Raw genomic sequence first — 19,818 nt, 5'->3', positions numbered from 1 at the left:
CGCTGCACTGGCGCCGCCTACGCGGTCAAGCTGAATATTTTGTGAACAACGTCAAAAGCGGCGGGAAGTTGATATATAAAACATCCATGGTCGCGTTGCACGGCGTTTCGCCTGACGCGATTTTTCTTTTTGCCGGGGGTAATCAGGATGTTTGAAAAGTTCGCGCGCGGCGCGGTGGTGGCTGGCATTTCAGTCGCCGCGCTATGGATGGGCGGCGCGGCCCATGCGGTGATGGCGCCAGAGCCAGATGCCGGTGCCAAGGGATCTGGCGCGCCCATGCGCATGCTGGATGCACGGGTCAACGCCAAGGATGCGTGGCAGCGCTCAATCGCTGCCCGCCCTGGCGCGGCGGCGGCACTGCAGGCGGCGCGCGGTAGCGCGACCAGCATCGCTGCGGCGATCGCTGACCAGCGACGCAGTACGCCGGGCCTGTCGATCAAGGTGTCCGGCGTTACCGGAGCGCCTTCGTCAATCGTCAATACCGCGGGGGCGCTGACCACCGCAGTCGCCGGCAAAGCCACGGAGAATGTCGTCCGTGACTATCTGCGTGGCCCGGCTGGCGCCATGCTTGGCTTGTCGTCCGCAGACGTTGATGATCTGCACGTGCTGGGCGACAGTGCGGGCGGCTACAGCGGCATGCGCATGTTGCGTGTCGAGCAGCGCGTCAATGGCCGGCCCGTATTCCAGAGCGAATCGCGCTTCCTGGTGGATCGTGATGGCCGCCTCAGCAAATATGTTGGCCTGATCGTGCCGCAGGCTCGCGCCATCACGCCGGCTGACCCAGTTGGCAAACTGAGCGCACCGGCGGCGGCATCGCGCCTGTTCGCCAGTCTTGGCAAGAGCATTCCCGATGCCGGCTTCGTTGCTGGCGCCACGGTGAATGATCGCGTTGAGTTGACCGCCAGCGACAGCTTCGTGGCCGGCCCGGTCAGCGCGCGTGAGGTTTACTTCCCGCTGGCTCCTGGCGTGCTGGTGCCGGCGTGGTCGCTGGTGGCATTTACCTCGGGCAAGGAGGACTGGTACTCGATTGTTGATGCGCAAACGGGTGATGTGCTCTGGCGCAAGAATATTCGTGCCTACGCATCGACGCATGAGGCGCGTTTCCGCGTGTACGTGCAGGCCGATGGCAAGACGCCGGCTGACAGTCCGGCGCCGCTGTCGCCGACCACTGCCACGCCTGGCTCCGGCTTGCAGGCCACCGGCATCGCGCCGACCATCGTCAACATGTCTGCCGTGCAGGATCTGCTCGCGAGCCCCAATGGCTGGATCGACGACTGCCCGGCCGGCGGCTGTACGGCGAACCAGACCCAGACGCTGGGCAATAACGTGCTGGCATGCCTGGACCGAACTGGCGGCGCCGACGTGAACGTTTGCGATACCGACGCGGCCAGCGTTCTTGACGGCAACGGGCGCCCCACCGGTAATCCCGACGCCAATGGCCGCAATCGCGATTTCCTTGGTACTGCGCCGCGGGACTTTCAGACCAACTTCCTGCCGCCGCCGCAGGGCGGCAATCCGGAGGCTGGACAGACGGCTACCGGCAGCGGCAACAACGGCACGCTGGCCATCGACCAGTATCGCCGCGGTGTCGTCACCCACCTGTTCTACCTGACCAACTGGTACCACGATCAGACTTTCCGTCTGGGCTTCGACGAAGCATCCGCCAACTTCCAGCAGACCAATTTCTCCGGAAACGGCGTCGGTGGAGACCGTGTGCTGGCCGACGCTCAGGATGGCGGCGGCACCAACAACGCCAACTTCGCGACGCCGCCGGATGGTCAATCAGGGCGCATGCAGATGTATCGCTTTACCGGGCCGACCATCGATCGTGACGGCAGTCTCGATGCCGAAATCGTTCTGCACGAACTGACGCACGGCCTGTCCAACCGCCTCGTGGGCAATGCGGCCGGCCTTAACTGGGATCCGGCCGGTGGCATGGGTGAGGGCTGGAGCGATTTCTATGCACTCTCGCTGCTCAACAACACCAGCACCGATGATCCAAATGGCAAGTACGCATCGGGCGCCTACGCCACCTACAAACTCGGCGGCCTGCTCGACAACTATCTTTATGGCATCCGCCGCTTCCCCTACTCGACCGACATCTCGGTCAATCCGCTGACCTGGGGTGATGTCGACGATGTCACCTACAACCAGAGCGGTGGCATCGCAGCGTCGCCACTGGGCTTCGAGCTCAATGGCGCGATGGAGGTGCACAACATCGGTGAAATCTGGGCCAATACCCTGTGGCAGATGCGCGCCAATATCATCGCCGACCCGGCGGGAGCCAACGGCGACGTACCCACGGGCAATCGCACGGCACTGCAACTGGTGACTGATGGACTGAAGGCGACGCCGATTGATCCATCGTTTACTGACGCCCGCGATGCACTGATCGACGCTGACTGCGCGACCAACGCGTGCGCCAATGAACGGTCGATCTGGCTGGCATTTTCCAAGCGCGGCTTGGGCTGGGGTGCGCGCACGCCGTACAACAAGGCGTTTGGATACCCGGCGTCATCGCACACGGCCGTTGCCGAGTCTTTCGCGATGCCCTACCTCTCGGTCAACGACGAGACCGTTGATGTTGTCGTGAATGACAGCGCGCCGGGCAACGCTGTCAATGGCGTTGTCGATCCGGGCGAAGCGGTGCGCCTGTCGGTCACGCTGTTCAATCCGTGGCGCAGGGCCTCGCAGGCAGCCAGCGCGATCACCTCGACCCTGACGACCGCGACACCAGGTGTCACCATTCATGCCGCGACATCGGCCTACCCGAATATCGCGGCTCAGGGCTCTGCCGCAAACACCACACCGTTTGTCATTTCGGTGTTGCCGTCGGTTGCAGCGGGTGCACCGCTCGACTTCACGCTGACCACAACGTCCAGCCTCGGCACCACGACGACGACTTTCCGTATGCGCGTCGGTACCCGGTCGGGAACGCTGCCCGTCGTCACCTACCAGTCCACGATTGCGCCGGCACTGGCCATTCCCGACAACCGTCCGCGTGGCGTGACCAATACGCTGACGGTTACTGATGACTACGAAATCGCTGATCTGGACTTCCGGGTTGACCAGATCACGCATACCTGGACGGGCGACGTGACCGTGATGCTGCGTTCGCCGGACGGCACCGGAACTGATCTGATCGGTTTGATCGGCGCATTGGCTGCCGATCGGGGCAACGGCGACAACATCGTGAATATGGTGATCGATGACAGCGTCGCGGCGACAGCTGCCAACGACATGGTGCAGGCAACCGCAGCTGCTGCACCGTTCACGAAAACGTGGCTACCGGTGTACAACGCGCCGTGGACCGTGCCGGGCCTGGGTGTTCCGCCGGATTCGATTGGCAGCCTGTCGCGCTTCAATGGGCGCAGCACCAAGGGCACCTGGACGACACTTGTATCTGACGGGGCTGCCGGTGACACCGGCACCATGGCCGGGTGGTCAATGCTGGTGACGCCGGTTCGCTTCGTGACAGCTGCAGTCATACCGTCGGTTGTCATGGCGGCGACCAAAACGGTCAGCGGCACCTTCCGTGTTGGTGGCACCGTTACCTACACGGTCACGCTGACCAACAGCGGCAACGGCGTTCAGGCTGACAACGCGGGCAACGAATTCACCGACACCTTGCCGTCGAGCCTGACTCTGGTCAGCGCCAGTGCGACCAGTGGAACGGCTACTACTGCTGGCAACACGGCGAACTGGAACGGCTCGCTGGCACCGCTGGGTGGCAGCGTGACGATCACCATCACCGCCACGGTGAATGCCGGTGCCCAGGGCACCACGGTCAGCAATCAGGGTACGGTGTCGTTTGATGCTGACGTCAATGGCAGCAACGAGTCGACGCTTCAGACCGATGATCCGGGTGTGGCGGGTGCGGCCAATCCGACCCAGTTTGTTGTGCAAAACGCCGCAGTGACAGCGACCAAGACGGTCGCCGGAACCTTCGCGCCGGGCTCGACTGTGACCTATACGGTGACGATCAGCAATACCGGCAGCGGTGCAACGGCGGATAACCCGGGCAATGAGTTCACCGATGTGCTGCCCGCCGGCCTGACGCTGGTCAGCGCCACCGCATCGAGCGGCACGGCAGTGGCAACCGTTGTCACCAATACCGTGACCTGGAACGGCGGCATCGCCGCTGGCGGCTCGGTCACCGTCACCATCACGGCGACTGTCACCGGCGCCGTGGGCGCGGTCATCTCCAATCAGGGGACCGTGTCTTTCGACGCCGATCTGAACGGCAGCAATGAGTCGACGGTTCAGACCGACGACCCGTCTGTTGCTGGGGCGGCGAATCCGACGACGTTCACCGTTCGTGGTGCCGTGGTGGCGGCGACCAAGACTGTCAGCAGCGGCCCCTACAAGCCGGGCTCGACCTTGACCTACACCATCACGCTGACCAATACCGGCAACGCGGCTACCACGGACAACCCGGGCAATGAAATGACCGATGTCCTGCCTTCAACGCTGGGCTTGCAAAGTGCGACTGCGACGGCTGGGATCGCAACGGCAACGGTGGCGACCAACACGGTCACCTGGAACGGTGCGATCGCGGCAGGTGGCTCGGTGACCATCACCATCCAGGCGTGGATCCTGCCGACGGCGGCCAACCTCGCGGTCTCCAATCAGGCGACGTTTGCTTATGACGCCGACCTCAATGGCACCAATGAGACCACCGGTTTGAGCGACGACCCGCGAGTGGCTGGCAGCGCGAACGCTACCGTGTTCCTCGCGGAAGCGCTACCGATGGTACCGACGGTGAACGACTCGATGCTGCTGCTGATTGCACTGGCGCTGGGCCTGTTCGGTGTCGGCACGGTGGTGCGTCAGCGTCGCGGTTAGTGAGTCGCTGATTGCCGGCGCCCACGCGGTGCCGGCCAAATAAAAAACGGGGCATTGCCCCGTTTTTTATTTTCGGCCCCGACGCTGGCGTTGCAGCCAGGCGGTGCCGGTCGGACTCAGCTGCGCCTATGACCCCCGGCTCGCGATCGCGTACAGTTGGTCTTTCAGATGCAGCCGCTGTTTCTTGAGCGTTTCCAGCGCGTCATCGCTGATCGGGGTAACCCCGGTTTCGCTCTTGGTGATCTCGGTATCCACGGCGTCGTGCTGGCCGAGCAGGTTGGCGAAGTGGTGATCGGTGGCTTTGAGCTTCGCGATGGCATCAGCAAGCTCGGGAAATTCGCGGTTGAGTGCGTGCGGTAGCAAGTCGGAACGCATGAAAAACATACCTCAGTAAGTGATCGCGCTTGCCATTGCCAGCGCGAGCGGTGGAGTAAACCGCAACCCAATCGTAGCAGTCGTCGTTGCCGTGATATTGACGTGCCGCAAGCGGGGGGCACGCACTCAGCGCGGTTTCAGATATCGGGCGTCGTCAAACGTCGACACCCACTGCGGCCGATAGACCACGCCAAGCGTCACGATCATCCCGGTCAGCATGGCCTCGCCAAAGCCAAGCTGGATCAGGTACGGGCCGTACTGCCCGAGTGCCTTGCCGACAGGGACGTCGCTCACTGCGGCGAACGCGAGCAGTGCAAGCAGGCCGGCACAAACAAGCGACAGGGCAGTGCCAAGGAACGCCACTACGAAGATGTAGATAAAAAAGTTCGGCGGCAACCAGCGCTCCGCAGCCCGCAACACGGCACCAGTCGTCAGAATCGCGCTTGCGCACAGGGTCAGCCACACCACCGCCAGATTGGCCCACTGGCCGCCATGAATGCCGATATGCACGGCCACCACCAGCGCGGCGCTGATCATTGCCAGCGGCACACCGAGCGTCAACGTCAGGCCGGCCATTCCCAGCAGATGGAAGGTAAAGTTGCCGGACACCGTTGCCTGCATGCTCCACAGCACGACAGCGGTAGCGATGCCGCCGTGCCACACGTGGGTCGGGAATCGTTCGGTCAGCTGTGTCCATTCCACGCGTCGCGCATGCAACAGCAGCAGCACCAGCGCCAGTGGCCATGCGAGTACGGCCCAAGTGTCAGGCAGGTCCAGCGCGCTCAAATCCATCGTCGCAGTTTATGCGGCGGTGTCGCACGGGCGTTGATGTCGGTCAGGTGACGCGCACGCGGTGTGCTGTTGGCATAGTTGCACAGCAATTCATGCCGACAGCATTACGCATGCGCTTTGCTGCGCTGCGGTGGCATTTTCATGCGACAGAAACTTCCGTTTTAGAAAAAAAGGTATGTACATCTCACGTGATTTGCGTTGAAATCGGCGCGAGCCGCAGATAACCAGAACAACGATCAATCGTGCTCGACCGCTGGCGGTTTCAGGGGCCAGGATGTATCGGAAAAAGCGAGGAGAGAAGTCATGTTGTCACGTACGCTTCGGTGCGCATTCGGCGCGCTGTCGGGGGTTGGGTTGCTGGCAGTTGCTGCCGCGCAGTCGCCCGGTGTAACCGCAGACGCACTGGTGCTTGGCCGCGTGTTGCCGCGCACTGGCGTGCTCGCCGGTGAATCAAAAATCTACGCCGAAGGCATGGATGTGCTGTTCGAGCGCATCAACAAGGCCGGTGGCATCAACGGGCGCAAGATCGTGGTCAAGGACTACGACGACGCCTACGCGCCCGACAAGGCTGCCGTGGCAGCTAAAACTGCGCTTGAATCCGATCAGGTATTGATGATGATTGGAGGATTGGGTACGGCGAATGGCCTGGCCATTGCCGCCGTCTCGGAGGCGAACAAGGCAGCGCTGGTCGGCACTACCACCGGTGCCGTCGCCTTCCGCGAGCCCGCTCGCCGCTATGTATTTCCGGTGTGGCCAAGCTACAGCGATGAGGTGAACCGCATGGTGGCCATTGGCGCCAAGATCGGCTGGGAAACCTATGCGGCGGTGTTCCAGGATGACGCCTTCGGCAAGGATGCGCTGGCCGGCCTGCAGGTCGGCGCAGCGAGGGAGCGCGCCAACGTGATCGCCACCATCCCGGTCGACCGCGCCGCGCCCGACCTCGGCGCCGCTGTCGCTGCTGTCAACAAGGCGCGGCCGAGTGTGGTGATGGTGTTTCTGCCACCGGGGCCGGCGACCAAATTCATCAGGACACTGAAGGAATCAGGCTACACCGGCGCCGTAGCGTCGCTCTCGATCAACGGCATTCCGGCGGTGATCAAGGGCATCGGTGACAAGAGCCGTGGACTCGCGGTGCCACGCGTATTGCCGCGTCCGAATGACTCGACCAACCTGCTGGCCGCTGAATTCATGAAAGTGATGAAAGAAGCGGGCAAGGCGGATCAGCAGCCCGGCCACTTCTCCGCCTTCGTGGTGGGCAAGATCACGGTTGAGGCACTCAAGCGCGCGGGCCGCAATGTCAATCGCGAAGCGGTGGTCGCCGCGCTGGAGAGCTTCGGCGAGCTGGACATCGGCAACTACACCATCGCCTACGGCCCGAACAGGCAGCGGCAGGGCGCAAGCCCGAGCCGCATCGAACTGCAGGTGGTCGGCAAGGGCGGCGGCTTCGTCTACTGACGAGGGCGCAGCGCAAGCCGGCAACGCTGGCGGTCAGGCCTGTGCCACCCGTGCGCGGGCGTCGCTGTCGAATGCGCCGATCCAGCGCGTGACTTTGCCATTCTTCACCTGGAAGTTGTGCAGCCAGTCTGACGTGAATTCCTTGCCGGTCTTCGCGTCAGCGGTGCGTTCCCAGCCAATCACCGTGCAGTGATCATCGCCGCCGAAAAATTCGCGCGGCTCGAACTCGCGGATCACGTCGTTGGCGGCGATCATGCCGAACCAGCGCCCCACGCCCTCCTTGCCCTTGAACGTGCCGGCGTAGTCCATGCCTTGCGGTCCGACCTGCGTCCACTCCACGTCGTCGCTGCACGCGTCAAGGATGCAGGGCACATCGCCGCGCCCGAACGCAGCATAGAGCTCCTGAATCAGTTGAACCGGGGTCTTGTCTGTAGCCATGAAAATGCCTCCCTGAGTGTGATGGATGAATTGCACAAATGTGCAGACTCGGCCATACGCGGCGGGGCGGTGATTGGTTTTGTGGAGGGCCGGATTGGGAACTACGGGGTGTGATCCGGAGGCGCGAATTGCCTTCGGCGGAAGTCACGGGAACCCGGACGCGCTTCGCTTCTCCGGGCTACTCCGGTATTCCCAGGTCCACGGACGACGCCCAATCAATCGTGAGCAGACCGTCGCGCACGAAACGGTGAAACGACGAATGCGGCCAGTCGGCCGGTCGTGCGGCGTGTCCATGTTTCACCGGGTTGTAGTGGATGTAATTGACGTGATTTTCAAGATCACGTTCATCGCGGATCGTGTGTTCCCAGAAGCGACGTTGCCAGACGGGCAATTCACCGTGATTGTTCGCGGCGAGATGCCGGTCACTCAGTGCGAGAGATCGCGAGAATCGTGCCTTGATCAATGCCCATGCCAATGAATAGTCGGCATCGCCAGCGGGCATCGTCCAGATTGCATGCAGATGGTCTGGCATGACACAAATGGCAACGGTTTCAATCTCCCGTTCGGCGACCACGGACCGGTAAGCGGCACGCAAAAGGTCAACGCGATCCACCAGCACCGCAGAACGCCGATCCGCCAACGTCACCGTGAAGAAGAATGTACCGCCAGGAACGTAATTGCGCCGATACATGACCATGCCGCAATCCTATCCCGTGATGCGGTAGCCTTGAGAAGCGAAGCGCGTCAAGGCATTTGTTCATCGAACCGTGGTGGTGAAGTGCCTTCGGCGGAGATCACGGGAACCCGGACGCGCTTCGCTTCTCCGGGCTACTTGCTAACGCGCTACTCGGGATCCCTGTGAAATTGCAGCGCAATCACTCTGTGCTCGAACGGTTCACCGGAGGCTGGAGAGGCGATGTCACGGCACACCACGAGAAAGTTGACAGTCTGACCCGGTTTGACCGTTCGATAGTCGACCACGTCCGAGCACTTGTTTACAACGACCCCCTTCGACAAGAGATCCACTCGTATCTCGGTGACGTCCCAGTCTTTCGTGTCTGTGTTTCGTACCGAACCGCGAACGGCGAAGTTAGGCACGTTAGGGACCACGGAAGTCTCTACAACGGCTCCGTCAGGGAGTGGTTTGGAAAAACTCATCGGGCGATGCGGTCTTTTTGACTCTTCACGAAACGCTTTCTCAACGACCCAAGCTGTGCCGGCGACGCCAACGACCAGAAAAATACCGGATACGAGCGACACAAATGCATTAACGATCAGCTGTTTCAAGAAGCCCTCCAATGCTGCCAAAAAACTCGGGCTCCCGCAGGAGCCCGATCTTGGTTATTTCTTCTTGTCGTCCTTGACTTCAGTGAAGTCCGCATCGACGACCTTCGCATCGTCGCCGGGCTTGCCGCCTCCGCCGCCTGAAGCACCTGCCGCTTCCGCGCCGCCGCCAGCCGCTGCACCCGCCGCTGCCTGTTCAGCCTGCGCCGCTGCGTACATCTTCTCGCCGAGTTTCTGCGAGACGGTGGACAGCGATTCGAGTTTGGCGTCGAGCGCTTCTTTCGTTGCGTTCTGATCCTTGAGCAGTTCCTCCGCTTCCTTGAGTGCCGCTTCGATCTTCGACTTTTCGTCGGCTTCGATCTTGTCGCCGTACTCGCCGAGCGATTTCTTCACGCTGTGGGCGAGCGTGTCGAGGTTGTTGCGCGACTGCACGAGCTCCAGACGCTTCTTGTCCTCGGCCTCGTTGGCCTTGGCGTCGTTGACCATGCGTTGAATTTCTTCTTCGCTCAGGCCGCTGTTGGCCTTGATGGTGATCTTGTTTTCCTTGCCGGTGCCCTTGTCCTTGGCGGACACATGCAGGATGCCGTTGGCGTCGATGTCGAACTGCACTTCAATCTGCGGCATGCCGCGCGGTGCCGGCGGAATGCCTTCGAGGTTGAACTGGCCCAGGCTCTTGTTGCCCGAGGACACTTCGCGCTCGCCCTGCAGAACGTGAATCGTCACCGCGCCCTGATTGTCGTCGGCGGTCGAGAAGACCTGCGATGCCTTGGTCGGGATCGTGGTGTTCTTCTGGATCAGCTTGGTCATCACGCCGCCCAGCGTCTCGATGCCGAGCGACAGCGGGGTCACGTCGAGCAGCAGCACGTCGGTGCGGTCACCGGCCAGCACGCTGCCCTGAATGGCGGCGCCCACGGCCACGGCTTCGTCCGGGTTCACGTCCTTGCGCGGCTCCTTGCCGAAGAACGCCTTCACCGCTTCGATTACCTTCGGCATGCGCGTCTGGCCGCCGACCAGGATCACGTCGTCGATCTTGTCGACGCTGACGCCCGCATCCTTGAGCGCGATACGGCACGGCTCGATCGTCTTGTTGATCAGGTCTTCCACCAGCGATTCAAGCTTGGCGCGCGTCACCTTCATCGTGAGATGCTTCGGGCCAGTCGCGTCCATAGCGATGTAGGGCTCGTTGATCTCCGATTGCTGGCTCGACGACAGTTCGATCTTGGTGCGTTCTGCTGCGGCCTTGATGCGTTGCAGCGCGATCGGGTCCTTGGTCAGGTCGATGCCGCTCTGCTTCTTGAACTCGTCGCAGAGGTAATCAACCAGGCGTTGATCGAAGTCTTCGCCGCCCAGGAAGGTGTCGCCGTTGGTGGCGAGCACTTCAAACTGCTTTTCGCCATCCACGTCGGCGATCTCGATGATCGACACGTCGAAGGTGCCGCCGCCAAGGTCATACACGGCGAACTTGCCGTCTTTCTTGACCTTGTCGATACCGAATGCGAGTGCGGCTGCCGTCGGCTCGTTGATGATGCGCTTGACCTCGAGGCCTGCGATGCGGCCGGCGTCCTTGGTCGCTTGACGCTGCGAGTCATTGAAGTAGGCCGGCACCGTGATCACGGCCTCGGTCACTTCATGGCCGAGGTAGTCCTCAGCGGTCTTCTTCATTTTGCGCAGCGTCTCGGCAGAAACGGCCGGCGGCGAGATCTTCTTGCCGCGAACTTCGACCCAGGCGTCGCCGTTGTCGTTTTTGACGATGGCGTAGGGCATCAGGCCGATGTCCTTCTGCACTTCCTTTTCTTCAAAGCGACGACCAATCAGGCGCTTTACCGCGTAGATCGTGGCCTTGGGATTGGTCACGGCTTGCCGTTTGGCCGGCGCGCCGACGGTGATCTCGCCGTCTTCCATGTAGGCGACGATGGACGGCGTGGTGCGCGCGCCCTCGCTGTTCTCGATGACTTTCGGCTGCCCGCCTTCAATGACGGCAACGCACGAGTTGGTGGTGCCGAGGTCGATACCAATGATCTTGCCCATGATGTGTTTCTCCGTGGAGAGTGTTGTTGTTATGTAAAGTTTGTTGCGGTTCGTTGACGTTCAAGTGGCGTTACCGAGGACGACGGGGCTTCGCCCCTAAGACGCCGCCGCGTCGCTTCGCTTGCGGCTAGGACGACGCGACTCGCGTTGCTCGTCGCTAGGACGCAAGGCTAGGTTGTGAGCGATCTTCTAAACAGGATCAGTTGTTTGCGTACGTTTTCGATCTGATTGTTGATTTCAGTAGCGTCACCGGTCATGTTCAGCCGGATTGACAGGTCAATTTGTGTTTCCAGTTCGGCGAGCGATCCCAACGCGATGCCCAGAAAATGCGCCAACTCGCCAGTGCTCGAACGGCCTGCGCCCTCGGCGATGTTGGACGGCACGGACACGGCGGCACGGCGAATCTGTGACGTCAGACCAAAACGCTCGTCCGCCGGGAAGCCGGCACTCAAGTCATAAACGGATTCGGCCAAATCCATCGCCGCCTTCCAGACCGGAAAGTCCCGATGGGAGCGACGCGGCGCATCAGCAGAGTTCACGCGGCAACCCCTCGCGTCCTAGCAGCGAGCAACGCGAGCCGCGTCGTCCTAGATGCAAGCGAAGCGAGCATCGTCGTCCTAGGCCTGCGCCGCAGGCGCAGCGCCGTCGTCCTTGGGTGCGGGCGCCGTCGCAACAGCCACCATCGCCGGCCGCAGCACGCGATCGGCGATCGTGTAACCCTTCTGGAAGACCTGCAGCACAGTGCCCGGTGCTTCGGTGGTCGATTCGATCTGGGTCATCGCCTGATGTACGTTCGGGTCAAACTTGGCTTTTTCGGCCTTGACCTCTTTCACCTTGGCGCGTTCGAAGGCGCTGACGAGGTTCTTGAGCGTCATGTCCACGCCCATCTTGATCTGTTCGGTGGTGCTTTGCTGGTCTTTCAGCACCATTTCCAGCGTGTCCTTCACCGCCAGCAGCGAGAAGGCGAAATCCTTGGCCGCAAAGTCGCGGGCATTGGCGATTTCCTGCGCGTTGCGCTTGCGCAGGTTCTCCATCTCGGCAAGATTGCGCAATTGCTGGTCTTTGAGCTGCTCTTTGAGGGCAGCGATTTCGTTCTCGGCGGCGGCGAGCTTTTCTTCGGGAGACGCCCAGGCGGGCGCTTCCTGCGCCACCGAGGCGTCGGCGGATTGTTCCGGGGCGGTGGATTGTTGTTCGTCTGGCGTAGCCATGATGTGGTCGTAACTTCGAATGACTGTTGGTCGATTAACAAGCAGCAGTTAGGGGGCGGTTTCCCTATTTCAAGTGCGGGTATCGCAAAACATCAACTTTTTGCACAAAGCCCATTTGCAAAGGGCATGAGGGCCGATTTCGCATAAAGTCGACATTATGCAATTCTGCCTACTTAGCCCATTGCCGACGCCATTTGCCAGAAAAGTTGATAGCCGACGTGAGTGACAGAATGCTGCTGGCTACCGATACCGCAGCCCGCGCGTCGCCGCCCGTTTCCGCGACTCGCGCCAGAAATTTCCGTCTTGGTCGCGGTGGGCTAGCCAACGGCGGTCGCGCAACGCAGAATCGCGCCCTGTTTTCCCGTCGCTCGCGACATTCTTTCCTTACCAGGAGCATTCATGAACTTTCGCCACTGGCTTACGACGCTTACCAGCGCCAGCCTGATCGCGGCAACGGCGGTATCTGCCCAGGCACAGCCCGCCAGGCAGTACCCCCTGCGTGACTTTTTCAAGAACCCCGAGCAGGGCTATTTCCGCCTCTCGCCCGATGGCAAGATGCTTGGTTTCATGCAGCCGTATGAGTCGCGCATGAACATCTTTGTGCAGCCGATCGACAAGGCGGGCAGCAAGGAAGGCGTCAAGCGCATCACCGCCGAGACGGCGCGTGACATCTCGAACTATTTCTTCAAGGGGCCGCAGCACGTCCTCTACACCAAGGATTTCGGTGGCGACGAGAACTTCCATGTGGTGATGGCCGACATCACCACCGGCAAGGTGCAGGACCTGACGCCGCATGAGGGCACCCAGGCCAGCATCCTCGACGCGCTTCCGGATGACGACGATCACATCCTCGTCACCCACAACAAGCGCGACAAGCGCCTGTTCGACGTCTACCGCATCAACATCAAGACCGGCGCTGAAACGCTGGTTGCCCAGAACCCCGGCAACATTACCGCGTGGAATACCGACCACGCCGGCAAGGTGCGCGCCGCTGGCGCGACCGACGGCGTCAACAAGACGCTGCTCTACCGTGAGACCGAAGCGGAGCCGTTCAAGCCGCTGCTGACCACCAACTTCCGCGAAGCGGTGGATATCGTGGGCTGGACGCCGGACAGCAAGCTGATGTACGTGGCCTCCAACCGTGGCCGCGACAAGGCGGCGCTGTTCGAGTTCGACCCGAAGACGGCGAAAGAAGGCAAGCTGATCTACGAAAACCCGAATGTGGACGTTGATTCGCTCGGCTGGTCGCGTGCGCGCAAGGTCATCACGCAGACGATGGTGAACTTTGAAAAAGCCGAACCCGTGTTCTTCGACAAGGAATCCGAGCGCGTCTACAAGGCGCTGAAGGCGAAGCGGCCGGGTTACCAGATCGGCGTGCAAAGCATGACCAAGGATGAAAACCTGCTGATCGTGGCCGCCAGCAACGATCGCACGCCGGGCACGCGCTACGTGTACGACGTGAAGGCCGACAAGCTGACCAAGCTGGCGGAGATCAACCCGGCCCTCGCCGAAGCCGATATGGCCGAAGTGAAGCCGATCAGCTACACGGCACGCGACGGCCTCACCATCCGCGGCTACCTGACGCTGCCGAAAGGCGTGCCGGCCAAGAACCTGCCGGTGATCGTCAACCCGCACGGCGGCCCGTGGTATCGCGACAGCTGGGGCTACAACGGTGAAATCCAGTTCCTCGCCAATCGTGGTTACGCTGTGCTGCAGATGAACTTCCGTGGCTCGGTGGGCTATGGCCGCAAATTCTGGGAAGCCTCGTTCAAGCAATGGGGCCTGGCCATGCAGGACGACATCACCGACGGCGTCAACTGGCTGATCAAGGAAGGCATTGCCGACCCGAAGCGCATCGCCATCTACGGCGCCAGCTACGGTGGCTACGCCACGCTGATGGGCGTTACCAAAACGCCTGATCTGTACGCTGCAGCGGTGGACTATGTGGGCGTCTCGAACATGTTCACTTTCATGAAGTCGATCCCGCCCTACTGGAAGCCGTTCCTCGAAATGATGACCGAAATGGTGGGCGACGCCGAGAAGGACAAGGCGCAACTCACCACCACGTCACCCGCGCTCAACGCGGAGCGCATCAAGACGCCGCTGTTCATTGCCCAAGGTGCGAAAGACCCGCGCGTGGTGAAAGCCGAGAGTGACCAGATGGTCGAGGCGCTCAAGAAGCGCGGCGTTGCCGTCGAATACATGGTCAAGGACAACGAAGGCCACGGCTTCCGTCTGCAGGAGAACCAGTTCGAATTCTACGAAGCGATGGAGAAATTCCTCGGCAAGCATCTGAAAGCCGCGAAGTAGGCGCGCGGCCCGCACAACCGTATTGCCAATCCTCGCCGGGCGGCTCGCCCGGCTTGTAGCCGCAGCCGGCGTTCGCCAAAGAACGCGATGGCTGCGGCTTTTTTTATCCGCGCAGGATGGCCTCGACAGTTCGTCCGGTGGCGAGCAGCTGGTGATCTGCTGCGTGACGACCGATCAATTGCAGGCCCACCGGCGCGGGACCGTGCGCGTGGCAGGGCAGGGTCAGCGCACAGCCGTCCATCATGTTCACCCAGGCCGTGTTGCGCAGGATGAGCTGGTTGCGGGCGAAGAACAAGGCGTCGTCAGCGAGCAGCGGCGCAATCGGCGGCGGTACGCAGGCAACCGTGGGGGCGATCATCGCGTCGAAGCCCGACAGCGCCTCGTGCATGCGATGCTTCCACAGGCGCAGCCAGGCAATTGCCTGCGACACCTCGGCGCGGGTGACGTCGGCGCCAAGCTGGATGCGGTGCCAGACGCGCGGATCGTAGCCCGCGCCATCCACGCCGATGTTGGCCGCATGCCAGTCGAAGGTTTCTGCCAGCCGACCCATTACTCGCTTGTCTGGAGGCAGATTGCCGGCAGCGAACAGATCCTCCAGCGCGTCACACCTTGCTTCGACGATGGTGACGCCAGCGTCACGCAGCTTTTGCATCGCCCGCTGACAAGCTGCGCTGACTTCGGCGTCAAGACCATTCCACAAGGTACCTGACGGACACAGCAGCCGTAACTGCTGCGCAGGTTTTTCCGGCATCGGGTTGAAGAACTCACCGGCCAGCACTGCGTCAATCCTTGCGCAGCAATCGACTGAATTGGCCAGCGGACCGACTGAATCGTGCAGGAACGACAGCGGTACAGCCCCATTCACTGGCACCCGGAACGCGGTGGGTTTGAAGCCGACCAAACCATTGAAGGCGGCAGGGATGCGCACGCTGCCGCCGGTGTCGGTGCCGAGTGCCGCAACGCACATGCCGTCGGCGACACTGACGCCCGCGCCGCTGGAAGAACCACCTGGCACGTGGCCGCCCGCGTCTTCGCGCTGCCAGCGGTTGCGCGGGGTGCCATAGTGCGGATTGATGCCGACGCCAGAAAACGCGAACTCGACCATGTTGGTGCGACCGAAGAGCACCGCGCCCGCGGCACGCAGGCGAGCCACTGCGGGCGCATCGGCGGTGGCCGGCGCGCGCGATCGCAACACCGTGGAGCCGGCGGTGGTCACTTCTCCGGCGACATCGAACAGATCCTTGATCGAAATCGTGATGCCTTCCAGCGCGCGTGGCCCGGCAGCGCCGCCGGCCAGAAAGCGCTCGTCTGCGTGCGTGGCTGCGACACGGATCGCTTCGTCGCTCAGTGCCAGAAATACGCGCACACCTTCGCCAGCCGGGTCAAGGGCGAGTTTGAGCTGCCGGCTGGCGAGAGCGGACGGTTGGTCGGTGCCAGCGGTAAAGGCTTGCTGCAAGTTGGCGATAGTGGTCATGATTGAGCGCGGTAACGTTTGCTTGCATTATGCGTTGCGGTCGCCGTACCGATACCGCTACATTGCGCCCATGAAAATGCTGAACCATTACCCGTATCGACTGATGCGCCGGCTGTTGTCCGCCACCGCGCTGCTGGTTGCCGTCATCGCGCACGGGGCGCCGCAAGTGATCGACCTCGACTGGAACGACACCGCGCGCGGTCGCAGTCTGCCACTTAAGGTACGCGTCCCCGACGGGGCCGACAAGGTACCGCTGGTGATCTTCTCGCACGGCTTGGGCGGCTCGCGTGAAGGCGGCAAAGCCTGGGGTGAGCACTGGGCGCAGCACGGCTATCTGGTCATTCATGTGCAGCATCCGGGCAGCGACGATTCGCTCTGGAAGGGCGCAGGCAGCGGTACACCGAAGCAGCGGCTGGCGCGCGGCGCGACGGCGGAGCAGATGCTCGGCCGCGTTGACGACATCCGATTCGTGCTCGATGAAATCACCCGCCAGCAGGCGAAGGCTGACGCGCCAGCGTGGACCAAACGGATCAATCTTGCCCGGGTCGCCATGACCGGCCACAGCTTTGGCGCCCGGACGACAATGGCACTGGCAGGCGAGCGCTTCCCGGGGCCGATCCGTTCACTCGCTGAACCCCGCATCTCGGCCTTCATCGCCTTTAGCCCGACCACGCAAGGCCTCAAGCGCACCTGGCCGGAACGCTACGGCAGTATGGCAGAGCCATTCCTGAGTGTGACCGGCAGCATTGACGGTGATGTGATGGGCACTGGCAGCACGGCCAGCAACCGCGCAGCAGTATTTGATGCGCAACCGGCGGGTAACAAATATCGTGTCGTCTTTGCAGAGGGCGACCATTCGGTGTTTGGTGGCGGCGATCTGCGCGACGCGATGTGGCTTGATCGGGTAACTGGGCAAGCCAACGATGCCACCCCGCCGGCCGTTGCCCGAATCATTCACGACAAGACGCGACTGGTCACACTCAAATTTCTCGATGCCTGGCTCAAAGAGGATGCTGCAGCGCGGCGATGGCTTCAGACCGACGCCGCTGCGGCTATAGGTGCCACCGGCGAATGGAGCGCGAAGTGAGCGTTCAGCCGCGCAGCAATGACGCGATGCGTCCCAGTGCGTCGGTCGTTTGCGCCGTGGCGAGCTGGATCAGATTCTCACGGTATTCGCGCGAAGCGCCAGCGTAGTAAGGCAGCCGCACCCGGAACAGATAGTCGGCATCGACGGCTTCCGCGTCGATGATGGCGCGGCGCTCGGCGTCGCGCTGCCGCCAGGACTCAGGTGCACGCTCCGGTGTGTCATCGAGGAATGCTGACACATCGACTGCGACGACACGAGTGGCGCCAAGTTGCCGCGCTATCCGGATTGGTACCGGTGAGACCATGTCGCCGTCTTCATACTCGACATTGCCGATCGTGGTTGGCAGGAACATCGATGGCAGAGCTGCCGAGGCACGCACGGCAGCGCCAGTATTGCCGCGGGTGAACGCCACCAGTTCTTTGCGGCCAACGGGTGCCGCAACAGCGCAGAAGCGGCGCGGCAGCCGTTCGATGACACGGTCGCCCACAGCGACGTTGATGAAGTTCTGCAGCGCGCGGCCAATGAAGCGATTGGGTCGCAGAAACGCCGGGTCGGCGATGTCGGTGACGCCGAGTGAGAGGGCGCGTCGCTCGATCTCGACGGCGGCTATCCGCGCAGCGTAAAGCGACCCGGCGATGGCGCCCGCGCTTGAGCCCACCACCAGTGCCGGCTCGATGCCGGCTGCCTCCAGCACCTTCAGTACGCCAATGTGTGCAAAGCCACGCGGACCACCGCTACCCAGCACCAGCGCGGTGCGGGGCCGGTCATCCGGCCACGCGATCGGGCCGGTGCCCGGCGTGGCAATTTCGTCGTAGCCAGTGCCGACTTCCGCGCAACCGGAAAGCAGCGCCGTCGCAGGCAATACCGCCGTTGCTCCAAGCACCGATGGCATCACCTGCAATATCCGCTGCAGCGCGCCGCGCCGGTCCATCAGGCGGTGGCTCCCAGCGCCCTCGCGCGAGCCGTCTGCGCCACGAGCTCGGTGGTATCGGGCGGCGCCTGCCACCAGCCTTGCATGTGGTTGATCGCCAGATCGGTCAGCATCTGAATCAGAGCCGGATGGTCGTTGAGCGCCGGGATGTAGTCGTAGGATTGGCCGCCGGCGTGCAGGAAAGTTTCCTTGCCCTCAATCGCGATTTCTTCCAGCGTTTCCAGACAGTCGGACGGGAAGCCGGGGCAGACGACATGGACCCGCTTGATGCCTTGCGCCGGCAGCGCCTGCAAGGTCGCGTCGGTGTACGGCTGCAACCACTCGGCGCGGCCGAAGCGCGACTGGAAGGTGAGTTGCCACTGTCCGTCGGTCAAGCCGAGCTCGCGGGCCAACAGACGCGCCGTCTTGTGGCAAAGGCAGTGGTATGGATCGCCCTTGGTCAAAGTAAATTTTGGGACGCCGTGAAAGCTCATGATCAGCTTGTCCGGCCGGCCGTGCTGCTTCCAGAAGCCATTGACACGGGCCGCCAGCGCCTTGATGTAGGCAGGATCGTCGTGCCAGCTTGCAATAGTGCGCAGCGCCGGCATCGATCGGTCCTGCATCAACGCCTTGAACACGGCGTCGCAGGCCGTTGCTGTGGTGCTCGCAGCGTATTGCGGATACATCGGCAGCAGCAGGATGCGATCACAACGGGCGGCCTTGAGCTTGGCCAGTGCGCTGGCGATCGACGGATTGCCGTAGCGCATGCCCACCTCAACTTGCACCAGATCTGGTGGCAAGCCTTGCCCCTTCAGGCGTTCGCCCAGCGATCCGCGCAGGTACTGTGCCTGCCGTTGTGTCCACACCATAAGCGGAGAGCCATCTGGCGTCCAGATACTCGCGTATTTCTTCGCGCTCTTTGCCGGACGGGTACGCAGGATGATGCCGTGCAGGATCAGCTTCCACAGCATGGGCGGTATTTCGACCACACGGCGATCACTCAGGAATTCGGCGAGATAGCGGCGTACCGCGGCCGGCGTGGGCGCATCCGGTGTGCCGAGATTGACCAGCAGGATGCCGATTCGCGGCGGTTGCCCGTGTGTAAATTGACTGTTTGCCATGACCGGCGATTGTAGGAGTGCCGCGCCTGCGGCGCGACCGCCCCGACTCCACGATTTTCAACCGGGATCGGCCGTTATCGACTGGATTCGCGAAAACATTATTTACAGGAGGGGGTTGCTTTGAAATTCTTGTCTGTTGCGCTTGCCAGCGCGTTACTTGCCGGGCCATTGATGGCGGAAACCGTGAACCGCTACGCTGTGGCGCATACCCGTCGTCGCGATGCCAATATGGTGATCGTCAAGATTCACCCGCGCTTCTTTGACGCATCGCTCAATCAACAGGAGCGCTGGTACACCGACATACAGCCTGCGTGCGCAGCGTCAAGCTGGCGGGGACGGTGGTGATCGTTAATGACGCCAATAACCGCGTTCGCTACTACGGCCCCAAGTCGTGGCACAACTTCCTTAGCACGATCGACATGAAGTGGGTCAATGCACGCGTCAACAAAGAGATGACCTGTCACTTCTAGGGCCGCATCAGGCCTGCATTG

The 19,818-nt window shown here is 62.1% G+C and carries 17 protein-coding genes; 6 read left to right on the top strand and 11 right to left on the bottom strand.

All coding sequences use genetic code 11. From position 1 onward, the window contains the following. Window positions 1-147: 147 nt before the first annotated feature. Window positions 148-4,845, top strand: a complete 4,698-nt coding sequence (locus tag FKL89_RS18830) for a M36 family metallopeptidase (protein ID WP_156864255.1) — start codon at window positions 148-150, stop codon at window positions 4,843-4,845. Window positions 4,846-4,971: 126 nt separating this feature from the next. Here FKL89_RS18830 and FKL89_RS18825 read toward each other — a convergent pair whose 3' ends face one another. Further along, window positions 4,972-5,220, bottom strand: coding sequence for an HP1242/YdcH family protein (locus FKL89_RS18825; protein ID WP_156864254.1), 249 nt, complete (start codon window positions 5,218-5,220; stop codon window positions 4,972-4,974). 126 nt (window positions 5,221-5,346) lie between these two features. Next, window positions 5,347-6,012: an energy-coupling factor ABC transporter permease gene (locus FKL89_RS18820; protein ID WP_156864253.1), complete on the bottom strand. Its 666-nt coding sequence runs from the start codon at window positions 6,010-6,012 to the stop codon at window positions 5,347-5,349. 303 nt (window positions 6,013-6,315) lie between these two features. Here FKL89_RS18820 and FKL89_RS18815 point away from each other — a divergent pair, with 303 nt between their 5' ends. Further along, window positions 6,316-7,467: an ABC transporter substrate-binding protein gene (locus FKL89_RS18815; RefSeq protein WP_156864252.1), complete on the top strand. Its 1,152-nt coding sequence runs from the start codon at window positions 6,316-6,318 to the stop codon at window positions 7,465-7,467. A 33-nt stretch (window positions 7,468-7,500) separates the two neighbouring features. On the opposite strand, the gene FKL89_RS18810 is transcribed toward FKL89_RS18815, so the two are convergent. The 6 genes from FKL89_RS18810 to grpE all read right to left on the bottom strand — a co-directional run bounded on the left by FKL89_RS18810 (window position 7,501) and on the right by grpE (window position 12,425). Then, entirely contained in the window at window positions 7,501-7,905 is a 405-nt protein-coding gene (locus FKL89_RS18810; protein ID WP_156864251.1) for a nuclear transport factor 2 family protein, read from the bottom strand. A 178-nt stretch (window positions 7,906-8,083) separates the two neighbouring features. Beyond that, entirely contained in the window at window positions 8,084-8,602 is a 519-nt protein-coding gene (locus FKL89_RS18805; RefSeq protein ID WP_156864250.1) for an REP-associated tyrosine transposase, read from the bottom strand. A 146-nt stretch (window positions 8,603-8,748) separates the two neighbouring features. Further along, window positions 8,749-9,192 carry an FxLYD domain-containing protein gene (locus FKL89_RS18800; protein WP_156864249.1) on the bottom strand — a complete coding sequence of 148 codons (444 nt, stop codon included), beginning with the start codon at window positions 9,190-9,192 and terminating at the stop codon, window positions 8,749-8,751. Window positions 9,193-9,246: 54 nt separating this feature from the next. Next, complete coding sequence (gene dnaK, locus FKL89_RS18795; RefSeq protein WP_156864248.1) at window positions 9,247-11,217, bottom strand: molecular chaperone DnaK; 1,971 nt, start codon at window positions 11,215-11,217, stop codon at window positions 9,247-9,249. A gap of 170 nt (window positions 11,218-11,387) precedes the next feature. Continuing rightward, window positions 11,388-11,756 carry a four helix bundle protein gene (locus tag FKL89_RS18790; RefSeq protein ID WP_238363433.1) on the bottom strand — a complete coding sequence of 123 codons (369 nt, stop codon included), beginning with the start codon at window positions 11,754-11,756 and terminating at the stop codon, window positions 11,388-11,390. 78 nt (window positions 11,757-11,834) lie between these two features. Next, window positions 11,835-12,425 carry a nucleotide exchange factor GrpE gene (grpE, locus tag FKL89_RS18785; protein WP_156864246.1) on the bottom strand — a complete coding sequence of 197 codons (591 nt, stop codon included), beginning with the start codon at window positions 12,423-12,425 and terminating at the stop codon, window positions 11,835-11,837. Between the two features lie 399 nt (window positions 12,426-12,824). Here grpE and FKL89_RS18780 point away from each other — a divergent pair, with 399 nt between their 5' ends. Next, entirely contained in the window at window positions 12,825-14,735 is a 1,911-nt protein-coding gene (locus FKL89_RS18780) for a S9 family peptidase (protein WP_156864245.1), read from the top strand. 103 nt (window positions 14,736-14,838) lie between these two features. Here FKL89_RS18780 and FKL89_RS18775 read toward each other — a convergent pair whose 3' ends face one another. Next, a complete protein-coding gene (locus FKL89_RS18775) occupies window positions 14,839-16,209 on the bottom strand; it encodes an amidase (RefSeq protein WP_156864244.1) in 1,371 nt (456 codons plus the stop codon). Window positions 16,210-16,279: 70 nt separating this feature from the next. Between FKL89_RS18775 and FKL89_RS18770 the strand changes: the two genes are divergently transcribed. Next, on the top strand, window positions 16,280-17,296 hold the full coding sequence (locus tag FKL89_RS18770) for an alpha/beta hydrolase family protein (protein WP_162527591.1): 1,017 nt from the start codon (window positions 16,280-16,282) through the stop codon (window positions 17,294-17,296). A gap of 4 nt (window positions 17,297-17,300) precedes the next feature. Here the strand turns inward: FKL89_RS18770 and FKL89_RS18765 are convergent, their stop codons facing one another. Both FKL89_RS18765 and hemH read right to left on the bottom strand, forming a co-directional pair. After that, window positions 17,301-18,227, bottom strand: coding sequence for a patatin-like phospholipase family protein (locus FKL89_RS18765; protein WP_156864242.1), 927 nt, complete (start codon window positions 18,225-18,227; stop codon window positions 17,301-17,303). Continuing rightward, window positions 18,227-19,327 (bottom strand): ferrochelatase, encoded by a 1,101-nt coding sequence (gene hemH / locus FKL89_RS18760; RefSeq protein ID WP_156864241.1) that lies wholly within the window; start codon window positions 19,325-19,327, stop codon window positions 18,227-18,229. Before hemH ends, FKL89_RS18765 begins: the two co-directional genes overlap by 1 nt. A gap of 120 nt (window positions 19,328-19,447) precedes the next feature. On the opposite strand from hemH, the gene FKL89_RS18755 reads away from it, so the two are divergent. Then, entirely contained in the window at window positions 19,448-19,672 is a 225-nt protein-coding gene (locus FKL89_RS18755) for a hypothetical protein (protein WP_156864240.1), read from the top strand. Next, entirely contained in the window at window positions 19,669-19,797 is a 129-nt protein-coding gene (locus FKL89_RS20485; RefSeq protein WP_272953706.1) for a hypothetical protein, read from the top strand. The genes FKL89_RS18755 and FKL89_RS20485 overlap by 4 nt, the downstream gene beginning before the upstream one ends. Window positions 19,798-19,818: the final 21 nt, after the last annotated feature.

The organism is Casimicrobium huifangae, assembly GCF_009746125.1.
Classification (GTDB): domain Bacteria; phylum Pseudomonadota; class Gammaproteobacteria; order Burkholderiales; family Casimicrobiaceae; genus Casimicrobium; species Casimicrobium huifangae.
Note: the sequence above shows the minus strand (reverse complement) of the source record. Positions and strands in the feature narration are given on the sequence as shown.